This window comes from Erythrobacter sp. (assembly GCF_040217515.1).
Lineage (GTDB): Bacteria > Pseudomonadota > Alphaproteobacteria > Sphingomonadales > Sphingomonadaceae > Erythrobacter.
In genome coordinates, this window is record NZ_JAVJPT010000015.1 from 43,880 (window position 1) to 62,883 (window position 19,004).

A 19,004-nucleotide genomic window follows, 5' to 3' on the forward strand; every position below is an offset into this window, starting at 1 on the left:
CCATCATGGAAGTATCCGCCAACACCCCTGCCGTCGTCACCGGCGGCGCCTCCGGCCTTGGCCTTGCCACCGCCCGCGCGCTTGCCGCGAAGGGCGCGAAAGTCGCGATCTTCGACCTCAAGGAGGACGAGGGCGAGAAAATGGCGGCCGAACTGGGCGGCGTGTTCTGCAAGGTCAACGTGACCAGCGACGAGGAAGTGGACGCCGCCTTCGCCAAGGCGCGCGAGGCGCACGGGCAGGAGCGCATCCTCGTCAACTGCGCCGGCATCGGCAATGCCATCAAGACCGCCAGCCGCGACAAGCAGTCGGGCGAGATCAAGCATTTCCCGATCAGCGCGTTCGACTTCGTCATCCAGGTCAACCTGATCGGCACATTCCGCTGCATCGCCAAGTCTGCCGCCGGCATGATGAGCCTCGACCCGCTTTCGGACGACAATGATCGCGGCGCGATCGTCAACACCGCCTCCGTCGCGGCCGAGGACGGCCAGATGGGACAGGCGGCCTATTCCGCGTCCAAGGGCGGGGTGGTCGGTATGACGCTGCCGATCGCGCGCGACCTGATGAAGGAAGGCATCCGCGTGAACACGATCCTGCCCGGCATCTTCGACACGCCGCTGATGAACGCCGCCCCGCCGCAGGTGAAGGAAGCGCTCGCCGCGTCCGTTCCCTTCCCCAAGCGGCTCGGCCTGCCCGAGGAATATGCCCGGCTCGCCATGACGATGATCGAATGCGGCTATTTCAACGGCGAGGACGTGCGCCTCGACGGCGCGATTCGCATGGCGCCGCGCTGAGGCGCGGCGCGGGCCGCATGGCGCCGCGTTGAGGCGCGGCGCGGGCCGCATGGTGCCGCGTTAAGGTGCGGCGCGGGCCTCGTGGCGCCGCGCCGAAATTGCAAAAGCGCGCCTGACGCGCGTGAAAGGGCCCCCGCCGCCCCAGGGCAGCGGGGGCCTTTCGTTCAGCGCCCGCATCGGGTGAGGATGCGGCAGGCCCGCTCGCCCGCGCTCGCTTCGCCCGTACGAGACGGTATATTGTGACCGGCGCGGCGCGAATCGCCCCCGCAAAGCGCCTCTGCAACCCCCGGCGGCCTCTATCGTCCTTGTCCGAAGGCCGCCTTTTACGGAGCCTTGCCATGACAAAACCCGTCCTTGCCGCCCTTATGGCCTGCGCGGCGTCACTGTGCGCCGTTTCCCCGGCTCTCGCCGAAGCGCCCGCCGCCGCGGCGCAGGGCGCACCCGAATGCATCACCGAGGCCGAAGTCGTCGCCGCGCAGCAGGCGTGGGGCGAAGGGATCGTCGCCATCGGCAGGGTCCACGGCGAAGGCGGCGATTACGTGGCCGCCGCGCGCGATCATATCCAGACCCATTACGGCTATGACCAGGGGCTCGTCCTGTTCAAGCCGACGCTGGCGGCGCAGGAACAGTTCCGCACTTCCTTCGATGCCGCCCTGTCCTATTTCGTCGGCGGCAACCCGTCCTTTCCCGAAGACAGCGGCTTTGCGATCAAGCCGTGGACCAGGGTGCGCTGGATGAATGCCGGGATCATAAACGACGGCTGCACCATGGCGGTGGCGATGGGCAATTACTTCTTCACCCCCGCTGGCGGCGGGGCGGAAGTGAAGGTCGAATACACGCTCGGCTATGTCCGCGACGATGCAGGCCGGTTGCGGATCGTCGTGCACAAATCCTCCCTGCCGTACAGCGAGGGCTGAGCACCGCTTTCACCGCACGCCCGCGCGGTTTTACCCGAGGTTCACCTGCCGCGGCTAACCTGACCCGCTCTCGGTCCGGCTTTCGGGACGACGGCAAGGAAGCGATGATGCGTAATAACGTGACGGACCTGTTCGTGGTCTTCGCCGGGATCGGCGCCGGGCTCTGGCTACAGGATGTCGTGGCGGAGCTCACCGAGGCAAGCGGGGCCAAGCTGCTGTTCGGCCAGGCTGCGATCTGGAGCGCGGTGATCGCGTTGACCGGGCTGTGGCTCATGCGGGCGCGGCTCGCCGGACTGGCGGATCGCCTCGCGGTCCGGCTCGAGGCGGGGCAGGCCGCGCCGCTCGACCGGCGCGCGCAGGCCGGCCGGGGCGAGCGCGCTGCCGGAGCCGTGTTCGCGCTGGGCGCGGCGGCGCTTACGGGGCTTGCAATCGCCGATGCGGGCACGTTCACCGGCCTGTTCGTCGAGGACGGCCCGTTCGAATATGCCTCGGCGCTGCTCTATTTCAGCGCCGCAGCGGCCTGCCTGATGTTTGCCGCGCGGGCGCGGGGACGCGGGCGGCTGCGCTTCTGGCTCGCCGGGCTTGCCGGATTGTTCGTCTTCGTCGGCGGGGAGGAGATCAGCTGGGGGCAGCGCCTCGTCGGCTTCGGCACGCCGGAGGATCTCGCGGCGGTCAACGTGCAGGGCGAATTCACGCTGCACAATGTCTGGTCCAACTCGCTGTTCGTCTATCCCGGCCTGTCCGTGACGGCCATGATGCTGTGCGTCCTGCCGCTGCTCCATCGCTACAACGCTCCGCTGCGCCGCCTGATGGACGCGCTCGAATTTCCCGTGGCCCCGCCGCTCGCCGCCGGGCTCTACGGTTTTGCGGTGCTGTGCTACGCCATCGCGGGACTGGCGCTGGGTACGCCGACACCGCTGCCGATCAACTGGTCGGACCATTTGCCGCATTACGACGATGAATTGCTCGAATTCCTGATTTCCGCGCTGTTCGCGATCCATGCGGCGGGATTCTGGCGTATCGCGCTTCCCGCGCCGGACAATGCGCGCGCGGCAGAGGCCGGTCCGCCCGCTTCGCTATCCCTTAAGCGCGACATGCGTTAGGAGACGCCCGGAGCATCTCGGTTATCTAAGGCGGGCTTTCCCATGATCGCATTTCGGGTGCGGACGGTTTTCGTCGCCATGATCGCGGCGGCGCTGTCGGCCTGCGCCGGCCTGCCCGAACGCCCCGAAATCACCGCCCAGGCGCAGAGCCAGGCCGTCATACCCGGTCTGGGCGAGGTGCGTTTGTGGGAAGATGCCCCGGCCAGCGCATGGAATGCGTGGCGCGCGCGCATGGAGCAGGAGCGCAGGCGCGACGGGCGCAGCGGGCGGCTGGAAATGCTCGCCATCTCCGCCGGTGCGGACAAGGGCGCGTTTTCGGCCGGCTATCTCGGCGGGTGGAGCGAGGCGGGCACGCGGCCCGAATTCGATATCGTCTCGGGCGTCAGCACCGGCGCGCTGATCGCGCCTTTCGCCTTCCTGGGCGGGGATTACGACGATGAACTCGAAGCGATCTATACCGGAATCGATGCGCGCGATGTCTATCGCCCGCGAACGGTGCAAGGCCTGCTCGGCGGCCCCGCTCTCGCCACGACCGAGCCGCTCGAGGAGCTGATCGCGACCTATGCCGATGCCGAACTGATCGAAAGCGTGGCGCGCGAACATGCGCGCGGGCGGCGGCTGCTGGTGATGACCGCCAATCTCGATGCGCAGCGCGGCGCGGTGTGGGACATGGGCGCCATCGCGGCGAGCGGGCATGACGAAAGCCACGCTTTGTTCCGCAAGGTTCTGCTCGCCTCGGCCAGCATTCCCGGTTTCTTCCCGCCGGTCATGATCGAGGTCGAAAGCGGGCAGGTGCGGTTCGGCGAACTTCATGTCGATGGCGGGGCGGTGTCCAGCATACTCGCGATTCCGCCCGCCGTCGCGTTCGATGACCAGGCCAACGGGACGAGGCTCGATGCGCGGCTGACACTGCTTTACAACGGGGCGCTGGAGCCGACCTATCGGGTTGTCGAACCCGATGCCTTTTCGATCATCGAGCGCGCGCTGTTCACCGCGATCAAGCAGGCCGACCTGCGCGAAGTGCTGATTCTGAAGGATTATGCCCGCGAGACCGGGCTGGTGCTCGATATCGAAAGCATCGCGCCGGAGGCGGTGAAGGGCGAACAGGACTTGTTCGACCAGCCTTTCATGCAGGACCTGTTCGCGCGCGGGCGCAAGCGCGGGCTCGCCCGGTAGCCCGTCCGCCGAAAAGCCGTCTTCGGCCGGGAGGGCAAACTGTCCGGGCGAACCTTTCCCGGATCAGGCGAGGAGGCCGGGCTTTGCCGGGACGATCGCATAGGCGAACAGGATCGCGGACAGCGTGACCGAGACGGCGGCGGCGACGAGTTTCTGGCTGGCGGCGGGCATTTCGAATGTTCCTTTGAAAGACGAGGTGAAGCCGGGCGATCAGGCAACCAGCGCGGGGCTGGCGGGGATGATCGCATAGGCGAAGAGGATGGCGCTGACGCCGAGCGAGAGGGCGGCGGCGAAGAGGTTGCGGCTGGTGTCGGTGTTGAACATGATGGGTCTCCTTGGGTGGTCGTTTCGTATTGTGCGGAAGCTTTCCGCTTCGTGTCCTATGCTTTGCACAGGCCGTGCCAAACTCGCGAAATGGCGGAAATCCCGGGGTTGGGCAGGGCGGCTGTCGAAAACTGCCGAGCCGCGATGCGCAGGTTCGGGAATTTTGCCCAACTCTTGGGATCGCTATTCATCCCCGCTTCATCGCTGCGTCAATCTGGCAGGTTTTTCTTTGGCGAAAGCCGTGCCATCGTGCGCAGCGAAGGAGAGACGCACGACATGACCAACCCCACCCAGATCACGGTCGACAAGGCCGACGGCATCGCCACCATCACCCTGAACCGCCCGGACAAGATGAACGCCTATACCGGCACGATGGGCGCCGAGATCATCGCGGCGATGGACGATATCGACGCCGATGATGCGGTGCGCGCGGTGATCTTTACAGGCGCGGGCGACAAGGCGTTCTGCGCGGGCGCGGATCTCACGCCCGAAGGCGGCGGGCAGGTCTTTTCCGACGGCGCCGAAGTCGAGGACCTGTCGGACGAGCGGGTGCGCGATGGCGGCGGCCTGCTCACCCTGCGCCTGTTCGAATCGAAAAAGCCGCTGATCTCGGCCTGCAACGGGGTCGCGGTCGGTGTCGGCGCGACGATGCAGCTTGCCATGGACATCCGGCTTGCCAGCGAGACGGCGCGCTATGGCTTCGTCTTTGCGCGGCGCGGGATCGTGCCCGAGGCCGCTTCGTCCTGGTTCCTGCCGCGCATCGTGGGAATCAGCCAGGCGCTCGAATGGTGCTATTCGGGCCGGATCTTCGACGCGGCCGAGGCCAAGGCGGGGGGGCTGGTGCGTTCGGTCCATGCGCCCGGTGACCTGATGCACGCGGCGAAGGACCTCGCGGGCGAGATCGCGCAGAACACATCGGCCATTTCGGTCGCCATGACCCGGGCGATGATGTGGCGTCTGATGAGCGCGGACCACCCGATGGAGGCGCACAAGATCGACAGCCGCGCAATCTATCGCCTTTCGCGCGGGGCCGATGCGAAGGAGGGTATCGCCAGTTTCCTCGACAAGCGCCGCCCGGCCTATCCCGGCAAGGTCAGCGAGGACATGCCCGATTTCTATCCCTGGTGGGAGGAACGCGCCTACGAATGACGGCGGCGCAAATTCGGCGATCGCGCTGAAGCGCTGGGCGGCGCGCGCGACGTGACGCTTGCATGACCGACAGGTTTCATTAGAAACCAGTTTATCATGACCGAAACGCTCAGCGCCGATGCGCCCGCCATCACCACCGACCCGGCCACCGATCCCGGCGAACCCTGGGGGTTGGGCGGCTTCCTGCCCTATCGCCTCTCGCTTGCCTCGAATGCGGTGAGCAGCCTGATCGCGGAGCGTTATCGCGTGCGGTTCGGGCTGAAGATCGCCGAATGGCGGGTGATGGCCGTGCTGGGCGACACGGTTCGGGGCGCGGCGCACGCGAGTGTCCCGGCAGGCCGCACCCAGCGCGACCTCACCGAGGCGACCCTGATGGACAAGGTCGCGGTCAATCGCGCCTGCAAGATGCTCGAAGAGCGCGGCCTTGTCGCGCGCGCGGCGAACGAGGCGGACGGGCGCTCGCACCTGCTCGAACTGACCGAGGAGGGGCGGCGGATCCATGCCGAGATCATGCCGCTCGCGCTCGCCACCGAAGCCGAGCTGTTCGAGGGGTTCACACCGGACGAACAGAAGCAGGTCAAGCGCCTGCTGCGGCGGCTCTACGAGCGCGCCATGACGTTGAGCGAGGACGCGCCCGGCGTCTGAGCGCGCCTGGACAAAACCGCGAGGACCGCCTGTAACGGCGAACCGGCCGGACCTGCATGGGCGCGGGTCCGGCCGGTTCTCGTTCGGGCCTGCGCGGCGCGGCGCGCCTATTTGATCATCGCATCCGAGATCGAGCAGGCGGCCGGGCCGAGGATGACGATGAACAGCACCGGCAGGATGAACAGGATCAGCGGCACCGTCATGATCGCGGGCAGGCGCGCGGCCTTTTCCTCGGCGCGCATCATGCGTTCATTGCGGAATTCGGCCGAAAGCACGCGCAGCGCGCTGGCGAGCGGCGTGCCGTAACGCTCGGTCTGGATCATGGTCGTCACCACGCCCTTCACCGCTTCGAGATCGACCCGGTAGGCGAGGTTGTCGAAGGCGGTCTTGCGCTCGTTGAGGAAAGACAATTCGATCGCGGTCAGCGCGAATTCGTCGCCCAATTCGGGATAGGCCCGGCCCAGTTCCTTCGCCACGCGGTTGAACGCGGCATCGACGGTCAGACCGGCCTCGGCGCAGATCACCAGCAGGTCGAGCGCATCGGGCAGGCCCTTCTGGATTTCCGCCGTGCGCTTGGACGACTTGTTGCTGAGATAGATTTCCGGCCCCTTGTAGCCGAGGAAAACCGTCCCGGCGAAACCCATGAGCTGCATGAAGGGGCCGTTGTCGAAATAGTTCGCATAGTAGAACACGAGAAAGCCGAATGCCCCGAACACGATCGGCAGGATCGCGCGCAGGCCGATGATGACCACCGCCATTTCCTTGTTGCGATAGCCGGCATGGGCGAGCTTCTGCTGGACCGCTTCGACCTGGCTCTGCTGCAGGACCTTCATCCGGCTGAGCTGGTCCTTGACCTTTTCGGTCGTGTCGGTCTTGCGCACCAGGCTGGCGCGTTTCTTGGCGGTGTTGTTGACGATCCCCGCCTTCAGTTCCTCGCGCCGCGCGTTCAGCGACTTCACGCGCTTGGCCATCGGGTCCTTGATCGTGATCGCGGTGTAGATCGCGAACAGCACGGCCAGCGCGGCGACCCCGGCGAGGATCGAACCGACGAGCACGACATCGAAGCCGAGCAGGGTGGGTCCGGGAGGTTGGTTCGTCATGATTGCGTGTCCCGGCCGTTAGATTTCGAAGCTGACCATCTTGGCCATGACGAAGGCGCCGATCCCCATCCACACGAGCCCGCCCAGCCCGGTGACGATCAGCCGGTCATCGGTGAAGAAACCGCCGAGATAGGCCGGATTGATCCAGTAGATCATCACGAACACGATGAAGGGCAGGGCGCCCACGATATAGGCCGAGGCCTTGGATTCCGAGCTCATCGCCTTGATCTTGAGCTTCATCTGCGCGCGCTTGCGCAGCACGTCGGCGAGGTTCGAGAGCGTTTCGGCGAGATTGCCCCCGGTCTCGCGCTGGATCGCGAGCGTGATGCAGAAGAAGTTGAATTCCGGGATGTCGAGCCGGTCGGCGGTATCCTGGAGCGCGTCTTCCATCGTCTTGCCGATCTTGATCCGCTCGGTGATGCCGCGAAATTCCACGCCCACCGGGCCGGGCACTTCCTGGGCGACCACGGCCAGCGTTTCGGTTACCGGCAGGCCCGAGCGCAGGCCGCGCACGAGCAGTTCGATGCCGTCGGGAAACTTGGCGTTGAAGGCATTGGTGCGCGCCTTGACGAAATGCCCCACGACAAGGTGCGGGATCCCCGCGCCCAGCAACAGGCCGATGCCGAGCGAAAGCAGCAGCGCGCCGGACTGGATATACATCACCACCGCCACCGCGATCCACAGGCCAAGGCTCGAATAGAGATATTGCGACAGCGTCCAGCCCTTGCCGGTCCGGTCGAGCCTCATTTCGAGCGCCTCGATCCGCGACCCCGCGCCCGCCCTGCGGTAAAGCTTGGGCTTGCGCTGGGCGATCGCGCGCTTGAGCTGCGACTCGACCTTGGTATCGACGCTTTCGGAATGGCGATAGCGCAGCGCATCGAGCCGGCGCTTCTGCGCCTTGCCCGCGCCCGCACCCTCGAGCAGGAGATAGCCGACCAGCAGCACGGCGAAGATCGCGCCCGTGATGAGCAGGGTCTGGAAAAAACTCATGCGCTTGGCTCCTGCCTTCTATCCTGTGCCGTTCCGTTCGCGTGCCGAGACGCAGCGATCAGGCGTGCGCGCCGGGCCGTTCCCGGGCCGGGTGCCGGCCCCGCCGCGCGGCACGCGAGCCGCACGCGGCGCGCCTAACCGGCCTCCTGGGTCTCGGTCTTTTCCTTCTTCGCCAGCAGCGACTTGAAGTCGAACCCGCCGAGCAGCGATTTCTTCTCCTCGGTCACGCTTTCGAGATCGTCCTCGCTCGCGCCGACCACGCGCTCCGCGATCTGGCGCATCACCGCGCTCGCCTTGCTCGACCGGTTGGCATCGACGAAGACCTGGCCGAGCTTGGCCGCATTCGACGCGGCCTTGATGTCATAGGGCACGGCAAAATCGATCTTGCGCTCGATCGAGGCTTCGAAATCCGCCTTGGAAATCTCGGCCAGGGCCGGCTGGACCTTGTTCGCGACGATCATCGGGTGCGCATGCGCGGCGTTCGTCTTGAGCCAGGACAGGATGCGGATCGCATCGCGCGCCGAGGCGAGCGTCAATTCGCAGGTGACGAGCACAAGGTTCACATCGCCCAGCAGCTGCGGGAAATTGATCAGCATGTTGCGCGGCATGTCGATGACCGTCATTTCGAAGGCCTGGCGGAATTCCTCCTCCAGTTGCACGAAAGCCGAACCGTCGGTCATCAGCGGCTGGTTGATCGGGGCCTCTGCCGACAGGATCGACAGGTTGTCGTTCGCCCGGATCATGGCGCGTTCGATGAACAGGCCGTCGATGCGGCTGGGATTGTCGATCGCGTCGGTCAGGCCGCGGCCCGGTTCGAGATCGAGCGCGAGCGCGCCGGTCCCGAAATGCACGTCGAGATCGAGCAGCGCGGTCGGTGCCTTGTGCTGGTCGGAAAACAGCCAGGCGAGCGAGGTCGCCAGCGTCGATGCGCCCACGCCGCCGCGCGTTCCCACGACCGCGGTCGAGATGTGGCGGCGCACCGCGTCGCCGTCGCCCGCGCGCGGCGCGGTGAACACGCTCAGCGCATTGTTGAGCGCATCGTGCACCGCTTGCGCCGAAAGCGGCTTGAGCAGGTAATCGTGAATGCCGCTCGACAAGAGGTCGCGATAGAGCCGCACGTCATTGACCTGGCCGATCGCGATGACGACCGTGCCCGGCTCGCACACTTCGGCGAGCGCGTTGATGTCATTGAGCGGATCGCCGCTTTCCGACAGGTCGACGACGAGGATCGCCGGCGAAGCGCTGACCGAAAGCGACTGGATCGCGTTGCGAAGCCCGCCCTTGTTGCACTTCTCCGGGGCCCAGCCCATTTCGATCACCACCGGACGGAGCACGTCCAGCGCGGTGTCGTCGCAGATGAAAGCCGCGAACGGATCGCGATTGCCCGGAAGGCCGTTTTTCCAAGGTGCATTCATGGCTCAGTTACTCCCTCCGCCGCCGCCGGCACCACCGCCGCCGCCGCCGGCAGTTGCATTCATCAGACCCCGTGCGCCTGTCGGCGCGGCTTCTCGCAGCGCGCCGATTGCCTTGTTCGAAGTCTGGATGACCGTTTCGCTGTCACCTTCCCTGCCTTCGAGCAGGTCTTCCGGATCTGCCACCATGGCCGCGATATTGCTGTTGGTCGCGCAGCCGAAATTGGGGCTCGTGGCGTTGGCATAATTGGCATCTGCGGGCGCCGACCAGTCGGGACAGCCGGGCACGCGCGCCTCGGAACGGGTGATGACGATGCGCGCCTGCCCGGGCTCGAGATAGCCTTCGGTCGTCGGCGCGGTCTCGCTCACCATAAGGCCATAACGACCCGCAAGGTCTTTCACCGCATTCGTCACCGCCGGATTGGCGGACGGGTTCTCGATCGAGACGCGGTCGCCATAGCCAAGGTCCATCGCCTCGAACCAGCCGTTCACGCGCTGCTGTTCGGAAATCGGCAGGCCGGAAGACGCGGTGTTCACGTCGAGCGTGAAATTGTTCCGCTCCACAACCGGCTGCTTGACCGAATAGAGCGTGCGATTATCCGGCATCCCGGCGCATCCGCCGAGCGCGAGGCCCAGCGAAAGGGCGAGGGCAAGGCAAGGGGCGGCACCGAGGGCGCGGGCCTGCTTGCGGTTTGGTCGTGCGGTCATTGGGCTACCTTTCCTTGGCGCTTACAGGCTGAAACCAGGCGCGGCGGCGTCGGCGCTGCGGTCGGTCCTCCCGCGCGAGCGATCCTTGGCCCGCTGCGGTTTGGGAGTCTTCGGCACGTTGTTCGGCACGATCGCAGCCGGATCGGCATTGCTGATGTCGGGCGAGGGCGCCTCGTCGCGTGCCGCGGCCGTCGGGCCGGGCCGCTCGGCGCCCGAGACCCCGGAATGGTTCTGGTAGGCGATCAGCTGTTCGAGCTCGTTCGCCGAACGATAGCCGTCGGTCGGCAGGGCGATGTCCTTCGCATCGACCGGCTTGACCAGGTAGGGCGTGACGACGATCACCAGCTCGCTTTCGCCGCGGCGGAATTCCCGGCTGCGGAAGAGGTTGCCGAGGATCGGCACGTCGCCGAGGCCCGGTGCCTTGTCGAGCGCGTTCTGCGAATTGGTGCTCATGAGCCCGGCGATCATGAAGCTCTGGCCCGAACCCAGTTCGACCGTCGTTTCGGTGCGCCTCGTGGTGAGCGCGGGGACCTGGAAGCCATTGAGCGTGATCGAGCCCTGGGTCGAAAGCTCCGACACTTCCGGGCGCACCCGCATCGAGATGCGGCCATTGGACAGCACGGTCGGGGTATAGGACAGGCTCACCCCGAACTGGCGGAACTGAACCGCCACGTTGCCGAGGCCCTGCGCGATGGGGATCGGGAATTCGCCCCCCGCAAGGAAGGTCGCGGTTTCGCCCGACAGCGCGGTGAGGTTGGGCTGCGAGATCGTGGTGATCAGGCCGAGCCTTTCGGACAGGTCGAGCGCGCCGAGCGTGTCGATCCCGAACAGCCGGCCGAGCCCGGCAAGGGTCGTGCCGTCCTGCGCATTGACTGCGGGCCCGGGAATCTGTGTTCCGTCGGGAAGGATGAAGGCCGACTGGGCGACATCGGTGCCCACTCCCAGCGGGCCGTTGGTCTGCCATTCCGCACCGCCCAGCTGGCGGCCGGAACCCACGCCGAAGCGGAAACCGCTCGACCCGTCGATCTGGGTCAGGTTGCCGCCGATCTCGCGCACGAGGCTGCGGCTGACTTCGGCGAACTTGACCTGCAGGTTGACCTGCAGCGGCGTTGCCGTTTTCATCCGGCTGATGACGTTCGCTTCCTCGCCGAGAAAGGCCTGGACGAGCCGTTCGGCCTCGGCGGCGTCCTCGGGGGCCTTGACCGTGCCGGTCAGCAGCACCGTGTTCGTGCCCATGGTGGCGACGTTCACCTTCGCTTCGGGCATGGCCAGTGCGAGCATCTGGTCGATGCTGGAGATGTTGTTGCCGACCCGGATATTGGCCGAGAAGATCACGTCGCCGCGCGCATTGCTGGCATAGATCGTGGTCTCGCCGCCGGCGCGTCCGAAGACGTAAAGCTGGCGCTGCGACTTGATCTGGACGTCGGCGATGTCCTCGTTGGCGACGAACACGTCGGTCATTGCACCCGGCACGGTGACAAGCTCGCCGCGACCGATCGACAGGACGATCTCCTCGCTGGGCTTGACGACCTGCTGCGCGGTGGCTGTGGTCGCCGGGACGCCCGCAAAGGCGGGCGCTATCGCCAGGCTGGCCAGCAGCAGTTTCGCTTTCACTCGGCGTTTCATGGTCTTGCCCCTCAGGATGGTCCGATCGTCGCGCCCGGTTTCGGCCCCCGGCGTCGTCGTGGATCGTGTGTGTGCCCCGGTCATTGTCTGTCTCCTCGCCGCCGGCTCAGCGGGTCGCCCTGGCGATGCCCCCTGCGACGGGGACCTCGACGGTCGTGTTGCCGCGGGTCACGCGCACGCTCGGCCCCTTGTTGACGCGCGCGCCGTTCATCTTGGCCGAGACGCCCGGTGCGGGCGGGGTGTATTTCGGCTTGCCCTCGCCATCGTCCTGCGGCGGGATGGACTTGCGCTGGAAGCGCGACACGTCGCCGCCGGTGGCATAGGTAGACTTGCTGTCGATCGGGCGGCCCATCGCGGCGCGCAGGATGCGCTCCTCCTCTTCGGGGGTGGCATCGTCGGGAATGGTCACGTCGCCCGCCGCGATCGCGCGTTCGAGCTCGGCCTGGTTGTCCGCGATCGAGCGCAGGACGAGGCTGAGCGTGCCGACGGTCTGGGCGACGGCGATTTTTTCCGCGATCTTGGGCGTCACCTCGATCGTCACCGTGCGGAAGGCGCGGACCACGGTCTTGCCCTCTTCGTCGGTGACCTGTTCGGTCGACTGGTCGGTGGCGAGCACGCGCAGGTTGCGCAGCACGGTCTCGGCGGCCCTGAGCGGACGGCCATCGCCTTCGACGGTCTGGGTGAGGACGAGATCGACCCGGTCGCCCGGAAAGACGAAGCCCGCGACCCCGGTGCGCGCCGAGACGGGCACGGTCACCGCGCGCATCCCCGGGCCCAGCGCCGCCGCCAGGAAGCCGCGGTCGCCCGGGCTCACCAGCGAGCCCTGCGTGACCGGCTCGCCCGCGGTGACGGGATAGCGCACGACCGTGCCGAGCAGCTTGTTCACGTCGCTTTCGCCGTCGAGGAAATAGGCGTCCTGCACCAGTTCCTCGGGCCATTGCTGGTAACCCAGCGCTTCGGCGGTGATGATCGTGCCCGAGGGCAGGGCGCGCTGCGCGACCAGAACTTTCGGACCCGTCGGTTCGGGCGCGGCGACCGCTTCGGGCGCGCCGCCGCCGCCTGCGAACATGCTGCGCGCGGCAAAGGCCGTGCCCACCGCGATGATCAGCGCGCCGAGCAGCAGAACCAGCTTCTTCCTATCCATGGCTAATCTAGCCCCCTAGTAAGTGCCCGTATCCAGTCGGCGGGCGGGTATGGTTGCGATGCGTAAGCCCGGAACGGTTAAGATCGGGTTGACCCGGGAAACCCTGCGGGGTCCGAAACCGCGATCCCGGCCTGGTCGACCCCGCGATCGCTTGCGTAGATCCCGGCATAGGCGCTTTCGGGCAGGTAATTCGCACCCAGCACCCACAGCGCGCCGATCGCGATGGCCACGCCATAGGGAATGGCGAGTCGCTCGCGTTCGCGGCGCAGGAAATGCAAGGTGCCCATGACGATGGTCAGCAGCCCGCCCGCGACCGCCATGACGACGAGCAGCTGGAGGAACAGCATCGGTTCGATCCACAGGGCGAGCGCGGTCAGCAGCTTGACGTCGCCTCCGCCCATCACCCGTAGCGCGAACAGGCCGGCGAGCAGCGCGAAAGCGGCCAGCGCCACGCCCAGCTGGATCGCCACGCCCGGCCACAGCGACAGGCCCGACGACCACCAGAACAGCGGCGCGCCTGCGGCGATGGCGAGATTGAGCCAGTTGTCGATCTGGCGGCGCTGGATATCGGTCGCGGCGGCGAAAATCACCGCAAGCGCCAAGGCTGCAAGCAGCCCGTAATGGAGATAGGTTGCGAACATGTGGCCCCCTGTCGTGATGGCGCATCGTGACGTTTGCGCGCACGCCGCCCGCTGCGGGCAGCCTGTTGCTTTTGCGGGTGCTACAGGTCAGGACTTACCAAATAGTAACCAAACACTCGGGCGGAGATCGGCGGAAATGGGCGAGGCGGCAGCGCGGCGCGGCGGGCAGGAGGGGGACCACCCCCCGATAGACCGGCGCGCGATCCCCGCCCATGCGCGCGAAACCGTCTGGCGCTCGGCCGACGGACACGCAGTGCGGCGGATCGACTGGCCCGGCGATACAAAGCGCCCGCGCGGCTCGATCCTGTTCCTTCCCGGGCGCGGCGACCATTACGAAAAATATCTCGAGGCGCTGGAGGAATGGCATCGCGCCGGCTGGCGCGTCACCGCCTCGGACTGGCGCGGGCAGGGCGCGTCGGGGCGGCTGGGGCGCGACGATGTCACCGGCCATATCGAGGATTTCGCCCATTGGGTCGACGATCTCGCCCATTTCTGGGCGCGCTGGACGGCCGAAACCCCCGGCCCCCACGTGCTCGCCGCCCATTCGATGGGGGGGCACCTGGCGATGCGCGCCGTGGTCGAGCGGCGCGTCGCCCCGGATGCGCTGGTCCTGTCCGCGCCGATGATCGGCATGAACGGCCCGCCTTTGCCGCTGCCCGCGCTGCATGCCATCGCAAAGACCATGACCCGGATCGGCGATCCCGCGCGGCAGGCGTGGAAATGGAGCGAGAAGCCCGGCGCATTGCCCGCGACGCGCAACATGCTGCTCACCCATGACGATGACCGATACGAAGACGAGGTGTGGTGGCGCGGGCATCGCCCCGAACTCGTCATGGGCCCGGCCAGCTGGCGCTGGCTCGAACGCGCCTATGCCTCGTGGCGGGGGCTGGAGGAATCGGGCGCGCTCGAAACGGTCGAGACCCCGGTCCTGATCCTGTCGACCAGCGCCGACAAGCTGGTCAGCCATGCCGCCAATGTCCGCGCCGCGCGCCGCCTGCCGCGCGCGCGGCTGGTCGAATTCGGCAGCGAGGCGCGCCACGAAATCCTGCGCGAAGCCGATCCCGTCCGGGCGCAGGCGATGCAGGCAATCGCCGCTTTCCTTGACGAGGTGGCCCCGGCGCGGGAATGAGGCGCCCATGACCGGGACTCGTCACGATTTCATCGTCATCGGCGCAGGCATGGCCGGCGCGAGCATCGCCGCCGAACTCGCCCCCCATGCGCGCGTGCTCGTGCTCGAGGCGGAGGATGCGCCGGGCTATCATTCGACCGGGCGGTCCGCTGCATTCTGGGAGGAATGTTACGGCGGGCCGGGTGTCGTCCCGCTCACCCTGCCCTCGGGCGATTACTTGCGCGAACATGGCTTTCTGAAAGGGCGCGGCGCGCTCTATATCGGACGCGCCGGCGACCGGGCGAAAATGGACGATTTCGTGCGCTCCTTCGAGGGGACGGGCGTGACGATCGAACGGCTGGGGCGCGAACGGCTGGAGGAGCGCGTCCCGCATCTGCGCAAAGACTGGGTCGATGCGATCTGGGAACCGGCCTGCGCCGATATCGATGTGGCGGGCCTGCACCAGCATTATCTCGGGAAACTGCGCCTTGCCGGGGTAGAGATCGCCTGCCGGGCGCGCGTTTGCGGGTTGGGGCGGGAAAGCGGCGGGTGGCGCATTGCGTGCGAGGACGGGCGCGAATTCCGCGCCGCGCGGGTCGTCAACGCGGCCGGGGCGTGGGCGGACACTCTCGCGCGGCTGGCGGGCGCGCAGTCGCTCGGCATCGATCCCAAGCGCCGCACCGTGGCGCAATTGCGTGTCTCCCCGGCCGCGCCCGACGACCTGCCGCTGACGCTCGACATCAATGGGGGGTTCTATTTCAAGTCCGACAATGGTCGCCTGTGGTTGAGCCCGCATGACGAGGTCCCGACCGTGCCCTGCGACGCCGCGCCGGAGGAAATGGATGTCGCGCTCGCCATCGACCGCTTCGAAAAGGTCGCCGACTGGCGGATCGAGGCGGTCGAGCATCGTTGGGCCGGGCTGCGCAGCTTCGCCCCCGACCGCCTGCCGGTCTATGGGCCGGACCCGGGCGTGCCCGGCTTTTTCTGGTTCGCCGGGCAGGGCGGTTTCGGCATCCAGACCGCGCCTGCCGCCGCGCGGCTGGGGGCGCAGGTCATGCTCGGGCTGGGGCCGGACGCGATGACGGCGCGGATCGATCCGGCCGCCTATTCGCCGGCGCGTTTTCATGTCGGGAAAACCGCGCGAACCGGCTAGCCATCGCAGGCGCGGTCTGTAAGATGGTGTTCGCCGCATTGGTCACACAAGAGGGGAAATCGAATGGCTCACAAGTTCGAAATCTACAAGGACAAGGCCGACGAATACCGCGTGCGCTTCAGCTATAATTCCGAAGTGATGTTCTCCACCCAGGGCTATTCGAGCAAGGCGAGCGCGCAGAACGCAATCGATTCGATCAAGAAAAACGGCCCCGACGCACCGGTCGAAGACAACAGCTGAGCCTTTGCGAAGATTGCCGGGCGGGCGCGTCTTTAGGATATTTGCCAAGGCGTGTTGGATATTTCGTGTCGGGTGCGCGCCGCAAACGGAACGCCCCCGGCTGACTTTCATCAACTAACCCCCGGCAATCGCCCTACACGGCCCCGCCGCCGGCGTGATCGCCCCGCGCGATCCGCTCCGCTTCGTCGCTGGCGAGGCGATCGACCCGTTCGTTTTCCGGATGGCCCGAATGGCCCCGCACCCAGTGCCATGACACGTCGTGGCGTGCGGCGACATCGATCAGTTCGTGCCACAGATCGGCATTGCGCACCGGCTTCTTGCTGGCATTGACCCAGCCGCGCTTTTTCCAGCCCTCGACCCACTTGGTCATGCCGTCGAGGACATATTTGCTGTCGGAATAAAGGTCGACGCGGCACGGCTGCGTCAGCGCCGCAAGGCCGCGGATCGCGGCGGTCAGTTCCATGCGGTTGTTGGTCGTATCCGCCTCGCCGCCGGACAGTTCCTTTTCGCGGTCACCCATCCGCAGCAGCACGCCCCACCCGCCGGCTCCCGGATTGCCCTTGCACGCGCCGTCGGTGAAGATTTCGACCTGTTTCATCGTGGGTTCCATCGCGCCCCTGTCGCCGGGTTCGGCCTGCGGGGCAAGGGGAAGGGTGCCGACGGGCTGGCGAGGTCGTCGGTTCCTCTCAGGCGACGAGGTCGTCGCCGTGCTCCGCATAGAATCGCCACCGGCGCACGAACTGCATCGGGTCCTTGCGCGTGACCAGCGCATCGCCGGGCGTTTCGTGCCAGTCCTCCGCCCGGCTCGCCACGAAGCGCAGCGCCGCGCCCTGCGCGATGGGTCCGAACAGGCGGCGCTCGGCCTCTTCCAGCGGGCGGACCCGCCGGTAGGCCGAAAGCAGCGCCTCGCCCCGGCTTTCGTCATAGGCGTTGGTGTCCGCATCGAAGCACCAGGCGGCATGGGTCGTCGCAAGGTCGAGCGCGAGGCAATCGGTGCAGGCGAAGTAGAAGTCGATCATGCCCGTTACTGCCTCGTCCAGCATCAGGACATTGTCGGGAAACAGGTCGGCATGGATATTGGCCCGCGGCAATCCGGATAGGTCGAGCCCGGCGGCCTCGCGCGCGGGGGCGACGATCGCGGGAAGCTCGGGATGGATCGCGCCGAGGGCGTCCTTGCCGCAGGCTTCGAGCGCGGCGAGATTGTCGGCGAAGCCCATCGTGTTGGCCCGCGTGAGCGCGAAGTCGCGCCCCTCGATATGCACCCGCCCCAGCGCCTCGCCCACGGCGGCGGCCTGCGCCGGGCTGGGGCGGGTGGGAGAGACGCCCGGCAGGTATTCGATCAGCGCCAGCGCCTTGCCCCGCTCCATCCGATAGGCCGCGCCGCTGCGATCGTGGATCGTGCGGGGAACGGGACATTCCCGGGCGGAAAGATGGTCGAGCAGGCCGAGAAAATAGGGCAGGTCGCCAAGGTCGATCCGGCGTTCGTACATGGTCAGGATGAAACGCCGGGGACCTTCGCCCGCGCCTGCCGTTTCGACCAGCCAGTTCGAATTGGAAACGCCTTCTGCGATGCCTTTGGCCGAGACGAGCGCCCCGACATCGTATTCTTCGATCAGCCGGGCGAGCTCCTCCGCGCCGAGATGGGTGTAGACCGCCATGTCGATCGCGCGCGCCGGGCAGGCGGGCTATTCGGTGAGCTGGCGGGGCAGCTTGAACACCATCTTCTCCTCGGCCGCGGTGATCGTCTCCTCCGCGATCGGGCGCATCCGGCCCAGAGCCTCGACCACTTCGCGCACCAGCACTTCGGGCGCGGACGCGCCCGCCGTGATGCCGAGCGTGGTGACGCCTTCGAGCCATGCGGGGTCGATTTCGTCCGCGCGCTGGATCAGCCTGGACGGCGTGCCCAGCCGCTCGGCGACTTCGACCAGCCGCAGCGAATTGGACGAATTGGGAGCGCCGATGACGAGCACGAAATCGCAATCCTGCGCGATCTCCTTGACTGCGGCCTGGCGGTTCGAGGTCGCATAGCAGATGTCTTCCGCCTTCGGCCCCTCGATATTGGGATAGCGCCATTCGAGCGCCTCGATCACTTCGCGCGTATCGTCGACCGAGAGCGTCGTCTGGGTGAGATAGGACAGCGGCTCGTCGCTGTCGAAGGGGAGCTTGTCGACGTCCTCGATCGTTTCGACCAAGGTCATCTGGCCGGGTTCGACCTGCCCCATCGTGCCGATCACTTCGGGATGGCCTTCATGGCCGACGAAGATGATGTGGCGTCCCTTTTCGATCTGCCGTTCGGCCTGGCGGTGGACTTTCGAGACCAGCGGGCAGGTCGCATCGACATATAACAGCTTGCGCCGATCCGCTTCGGCCGGGACCGATTTGGGCACGCCGTGCGCGCTGAAGACGACCGGCGCATCGTCGGGAACCTCGTCCAGTTCCTCGATGAAGATCGCCCCTTTCGCCTCGAGCCCTTCGACCACGTATTTGTTGTGGACGATCTCGTGCCGAACATAGACCGGCGCGCCATAGCGTTCGAGCGCTTTTTCGACGATCTCGATCGCGCGGTCGACCCCGGCGCAGAAACCGCGCGGGGCAGCGATCAGGAGGTTGAGCGGGGCGGCATCGCGAGCATCAGCTTCGCCTTCGGCCACGGGCGGATTCGGCAAGGACGCGTTCATACCGCTCCCTCTAGCGTTTTGTGACGCGCATCGCTAGGGCTCTGGGCCAATTTAAGGGACAGCCCGGCACGAAGCCGTGCGCCCTTGCGCATTGTTCGA

The 19,004-nt window shown here is 66.8% G+C and carries 21 protein-coding genes; 9 read left to right on the forward strand and 12 right to left on the reverse strand.

Features of this window, described 5'->3' with window-relative positions:
- Positions 1 to 5 precede the first annotated feature (5 nt).
- The 4 genes from RIB52_RS14330 (at position 6) to RIB52_RS14345 (ending at position 3,987) form a co-directional block, all read left to right on the forward strand.
- A complete protein-coding gene (locus tag RIB52_RS14330) occupies positions 6 to 791 on the forward strand; it encodes an SDR family NAD(P)-dependent oxidoreductase (protein ID WP_350176726.1) in 786 nt (261 codons plus the stop codon).
- Positions 792 to 1,129: 338 nt separating this feature from the next.
- On the forward strand, positions 1,130 to 1,708 hold the full coding sequence (locus RIB52_RS14335) for a metal-independent carbonic anhydrase family protein (protein WP_350176728.1): 579 nt from the start codon (positions 1,130 to 1,132) through the stop codon (positions 1,706 to 1,708).
- Between the two features lie 104 nt (positions 1,709 to 1,812).
- On the forward strand, positions 1,813 to 2,811 hold the full coding sequence (locus tag RIB52_RS14340; RefSeq protein ID WP_350176730.1) for a hypothetical protein: 999 nt from the start codon (positions 1,813 to 1,815) through the stop codon (positions 2,809 to 2,811).
- A gap of 42 nt (positions 2,812 to 2,853) precedes the next feature.
- Positions 2,854 to 3,987, forward strand: coding sequence for a patatin-like phospholipase family protein (locus RIB52_RS14345; protein ID WP_350176732.1), 1,134 nt, complete (start codon positions 2,854 to 2,856; stop codon positions 3,985 to 3,987).
- Between the two features lie 63 nt (positions 3,988 to 4,050).
- Here the strand turns inward: RIB52_RS14345 and RIB52_RS14350 are convergent, their stop codons facing one another.
- Positions 4,051 to 4,158, reverse strand: a complete 108-nt coding sequence (locus RIB52_RS14350) for an enoyl-CoA hydratase (protein WP_350176734.1) — start codon at positions 4,156 to 4,158, stop codon at positions 4,051 to 4,053.
- Between the two features lie 39 nt (positions 4,159 to 4,197).
- Positions 4,198 to 4,311, reverse strand: coding sequence for an enoyl-CoA hydratase (locus tag RIB52_RS14355; RefSeq protein ID WP_350176736.1), 114 nt, complete (start codon positions 4,309 to 4,311; stop codon positions 4,198 to 4,200).
- 276 nt (positions 4,312 to 4,587) lie between these two features.
- Between RIB52_RS14355 and RIB52_RS14360 the strand changes: the two genes are divergently transcribed.
- Together RIB52_RS14360 and RIB52_RS14365 are read left to right on the forward strand one after the other, a co-directional pair.
- Positions 4,588 to 5,460: a crotonase/enoyl-CoA hydratase family protein gene (locus tag RIB52_RS14360; protein WP_350176738.1), complete on the forward strand. Its 873-nt coding sequence runs from the start codon at positions 4,588 to 4,590 to the stop codon at positions 5,458 to 5,460.
- A gap of 96 nt (positions 5,461 to 5,556) precedes the next feature.
- On the forward strand, positions 5,557 to 6,105 hold the full coding sequence (locus RIB52_RS14365; protein WP_350176740.1) for a MarR family winged helix-turn-helix transcriptional regulator: 549 nt from the start codon (positions 5,557 to 5,559) through the stop codon (positions 6,103 to 6,105).
- 107 nt (positions 6,106 to 6,212) lie between these two features.
- On the opposite strand, the gene RIB52_RS14370 is transcribed toward RIB52_RS14365, so the two are convergent.
- From RIB52_RS14370 to RIB52_RS14400, 7 genes are all read right to left on the reverse strand, one after another.
- Positions 6,213 to 7,205 (reverse strand): type II secretion system F family protein, encoded by a 993-nt coding sequence (locus RIB52_RS14370; RefSeq protein WP_350176742.1) that lies wholly within the window; start codon positions 7,203 to 7,205, stop codon positions 6,213 to 6,215.
- Between the two features lie 18 nt (positions 7,206 to 7,223).
- Entirely contained in the window at positions 7,224 to 8,195 is a 972-nt protein-coding gene (locus RIB52_RS14375) for a type II secretion system F family protein (protein WP_350176744.1), read from the reverse strand.
- 134 nt (positions 8,196 to 8,329) lie between these two features.
- Positions 8,330 to 9,610 (reverse strand): pilus assembly protein CpaE, encoded by a 1,281-nt coding sequence (locus RIB52_RS14380; RefSeq protein WP_350176746.1) that lies wholly within the window; start codon positions 9,608 to 9,610, stop codon positions 8,330 to 8,332.
- A 3-nt stretch (positions 9,611 to 9,613) separates the two neighbouring features.
- Positions 9,614 to 10,315, reverse strand: coding sequence for a CpaD family pilus assembly protein (locus RIB52_RS14385; RefSeq protein ID WP_350176748.1), 702 nt, complete (start codon positions 10,313 to 10,315; stop codon positions 9,614 to 9,616).
- Between the two features lie 21 nt (positions 10,316 to 10,336).
- Complete coding sequence (locus RIB52_RS14390) at positions 10,337 to 11,941, reverse strand: type II and III secretion system protein family protein (RefSeq protein WP_350176905.1); 1,605 nt, start codon at positions 11,939 to 11,941, stop codon at positions 10,337 to 10,339.
- 106 nt (positions 11,942 to 12,047) lie between these two features.
- Positions 12,048 to 13,085, reverse strand: a complete 1,038-nt coding sequence (cpaB, locus tag RIB52_RS14395) for a Flp pilus assembly protein CpaB (protein WP_350176750.1) — start codon at positions 13,083 to 13,085, stop codon at positions 12,048 to 12,050.
- 77 nt (positions 13,086 to 13,162) lie between these two features.
- On the reverse strand, positions 13,163 to 13,726 hold the full coding sequence (locus tag RIB52_RS14400) for an A24 family peptidase (protein ID WP_350176752.1): 564 nt from the start codon (positions 13,724 to 13,726) through the stop codon (positions 13,163 to 13,165).
- A gap of 136 nt (positions 13,727 to 13,862) precedes the next feature.
- On the opposite strand from RIB52_RS14400, the gene RIB52_RS14405 reads away from it, so the two are divergent.
- From RIB52_RS14405 to RIB52_RS14415, 3 genes are all read left to right on the forward strand, one after another.
- Positions 13,863 to 14,855, forward strand: a complete 993-nt coding sequence (locus RIB52_RS14405) for an alpha/beta fold hydrolase (RefSeq protein ID WP_350176754.1) — start codon at positions 13,863 to 13,865, stop codon at positions 14,853 to 14,855.
- Positions 14,856 to 14,862: 7 nt separating this feature from the next.
- Entirely contained in the window at positions 14,863 to 15,987 is a 1,125-nt protein-coding gene (locus tag RIB52_RS14410; protein WP_350176756.1) for an NAD(P)/FAD-dependent oxidoreductase, read from the forward strand.
- Between the two features lie 63 nt (positions 15,988 to 16,050).
- Positions 16,051 to 16,227: a YegP family protein gene (locus RIB52_RS14415; protein ID WP_350176758.1), complete on the forward strand. Its 177-nt coding sequence runs from the start codon at positions 16,051 to 16,053 to the stop codon at positions 16,225 to 16,227.
- Between the two features lie 133 nt (positions 16,228 to 16,360).
- Here RIB52_RS14415 and rnhA read toward each other — a convergent pair whose 3' ends face one another.
- The 3 genes from rnhA to ispH all read right to left on the reverse strand — a co-directional run bounded on the left by rnhA (position 16,361) and on the right by ispH (position 18,905).
- Positions 16,361 to 16,825 (reverse strand): ribonuclease HI, encoded by a 465-nt coding sequence (rnhA, locus tag RIB52_RS14420; RefSeq protein WP_350176760.1) that lies wholly within the window; start codon positions 16,823 to 16,825, stop codon positions 16,361 to 16,363.
- 88 nt (positions 16,826 to 16,913) lie between these two features.
- Entirely contained in the window at positions 16,914 to 17,885 is a 972-nt protein-coding gene (locus RIB52_RS14425; protein ID WP_350176762.1) for a homoserine kinase, read from the reverse strand.
- A 27-nt stretch (positions 17,886 to 17,912) separates the two neighbouring features.
- Positions 17,913 to 18,905 (reverse strand): 4-hydroxy-3-methylbut-2-enyl diphosphate reductase, encoded by a 993-nt coding sequence (gene ispH / locus RIB52_RS14430; RefSeq protein ID WP_350176764.1) that lies wholly within the window; start codon positions 18,903 to 18,905, stop codon positions 17,913 to 17,915.
- Positions 18,906 to 19,004 lie beyond the last annotated feature (99 nt).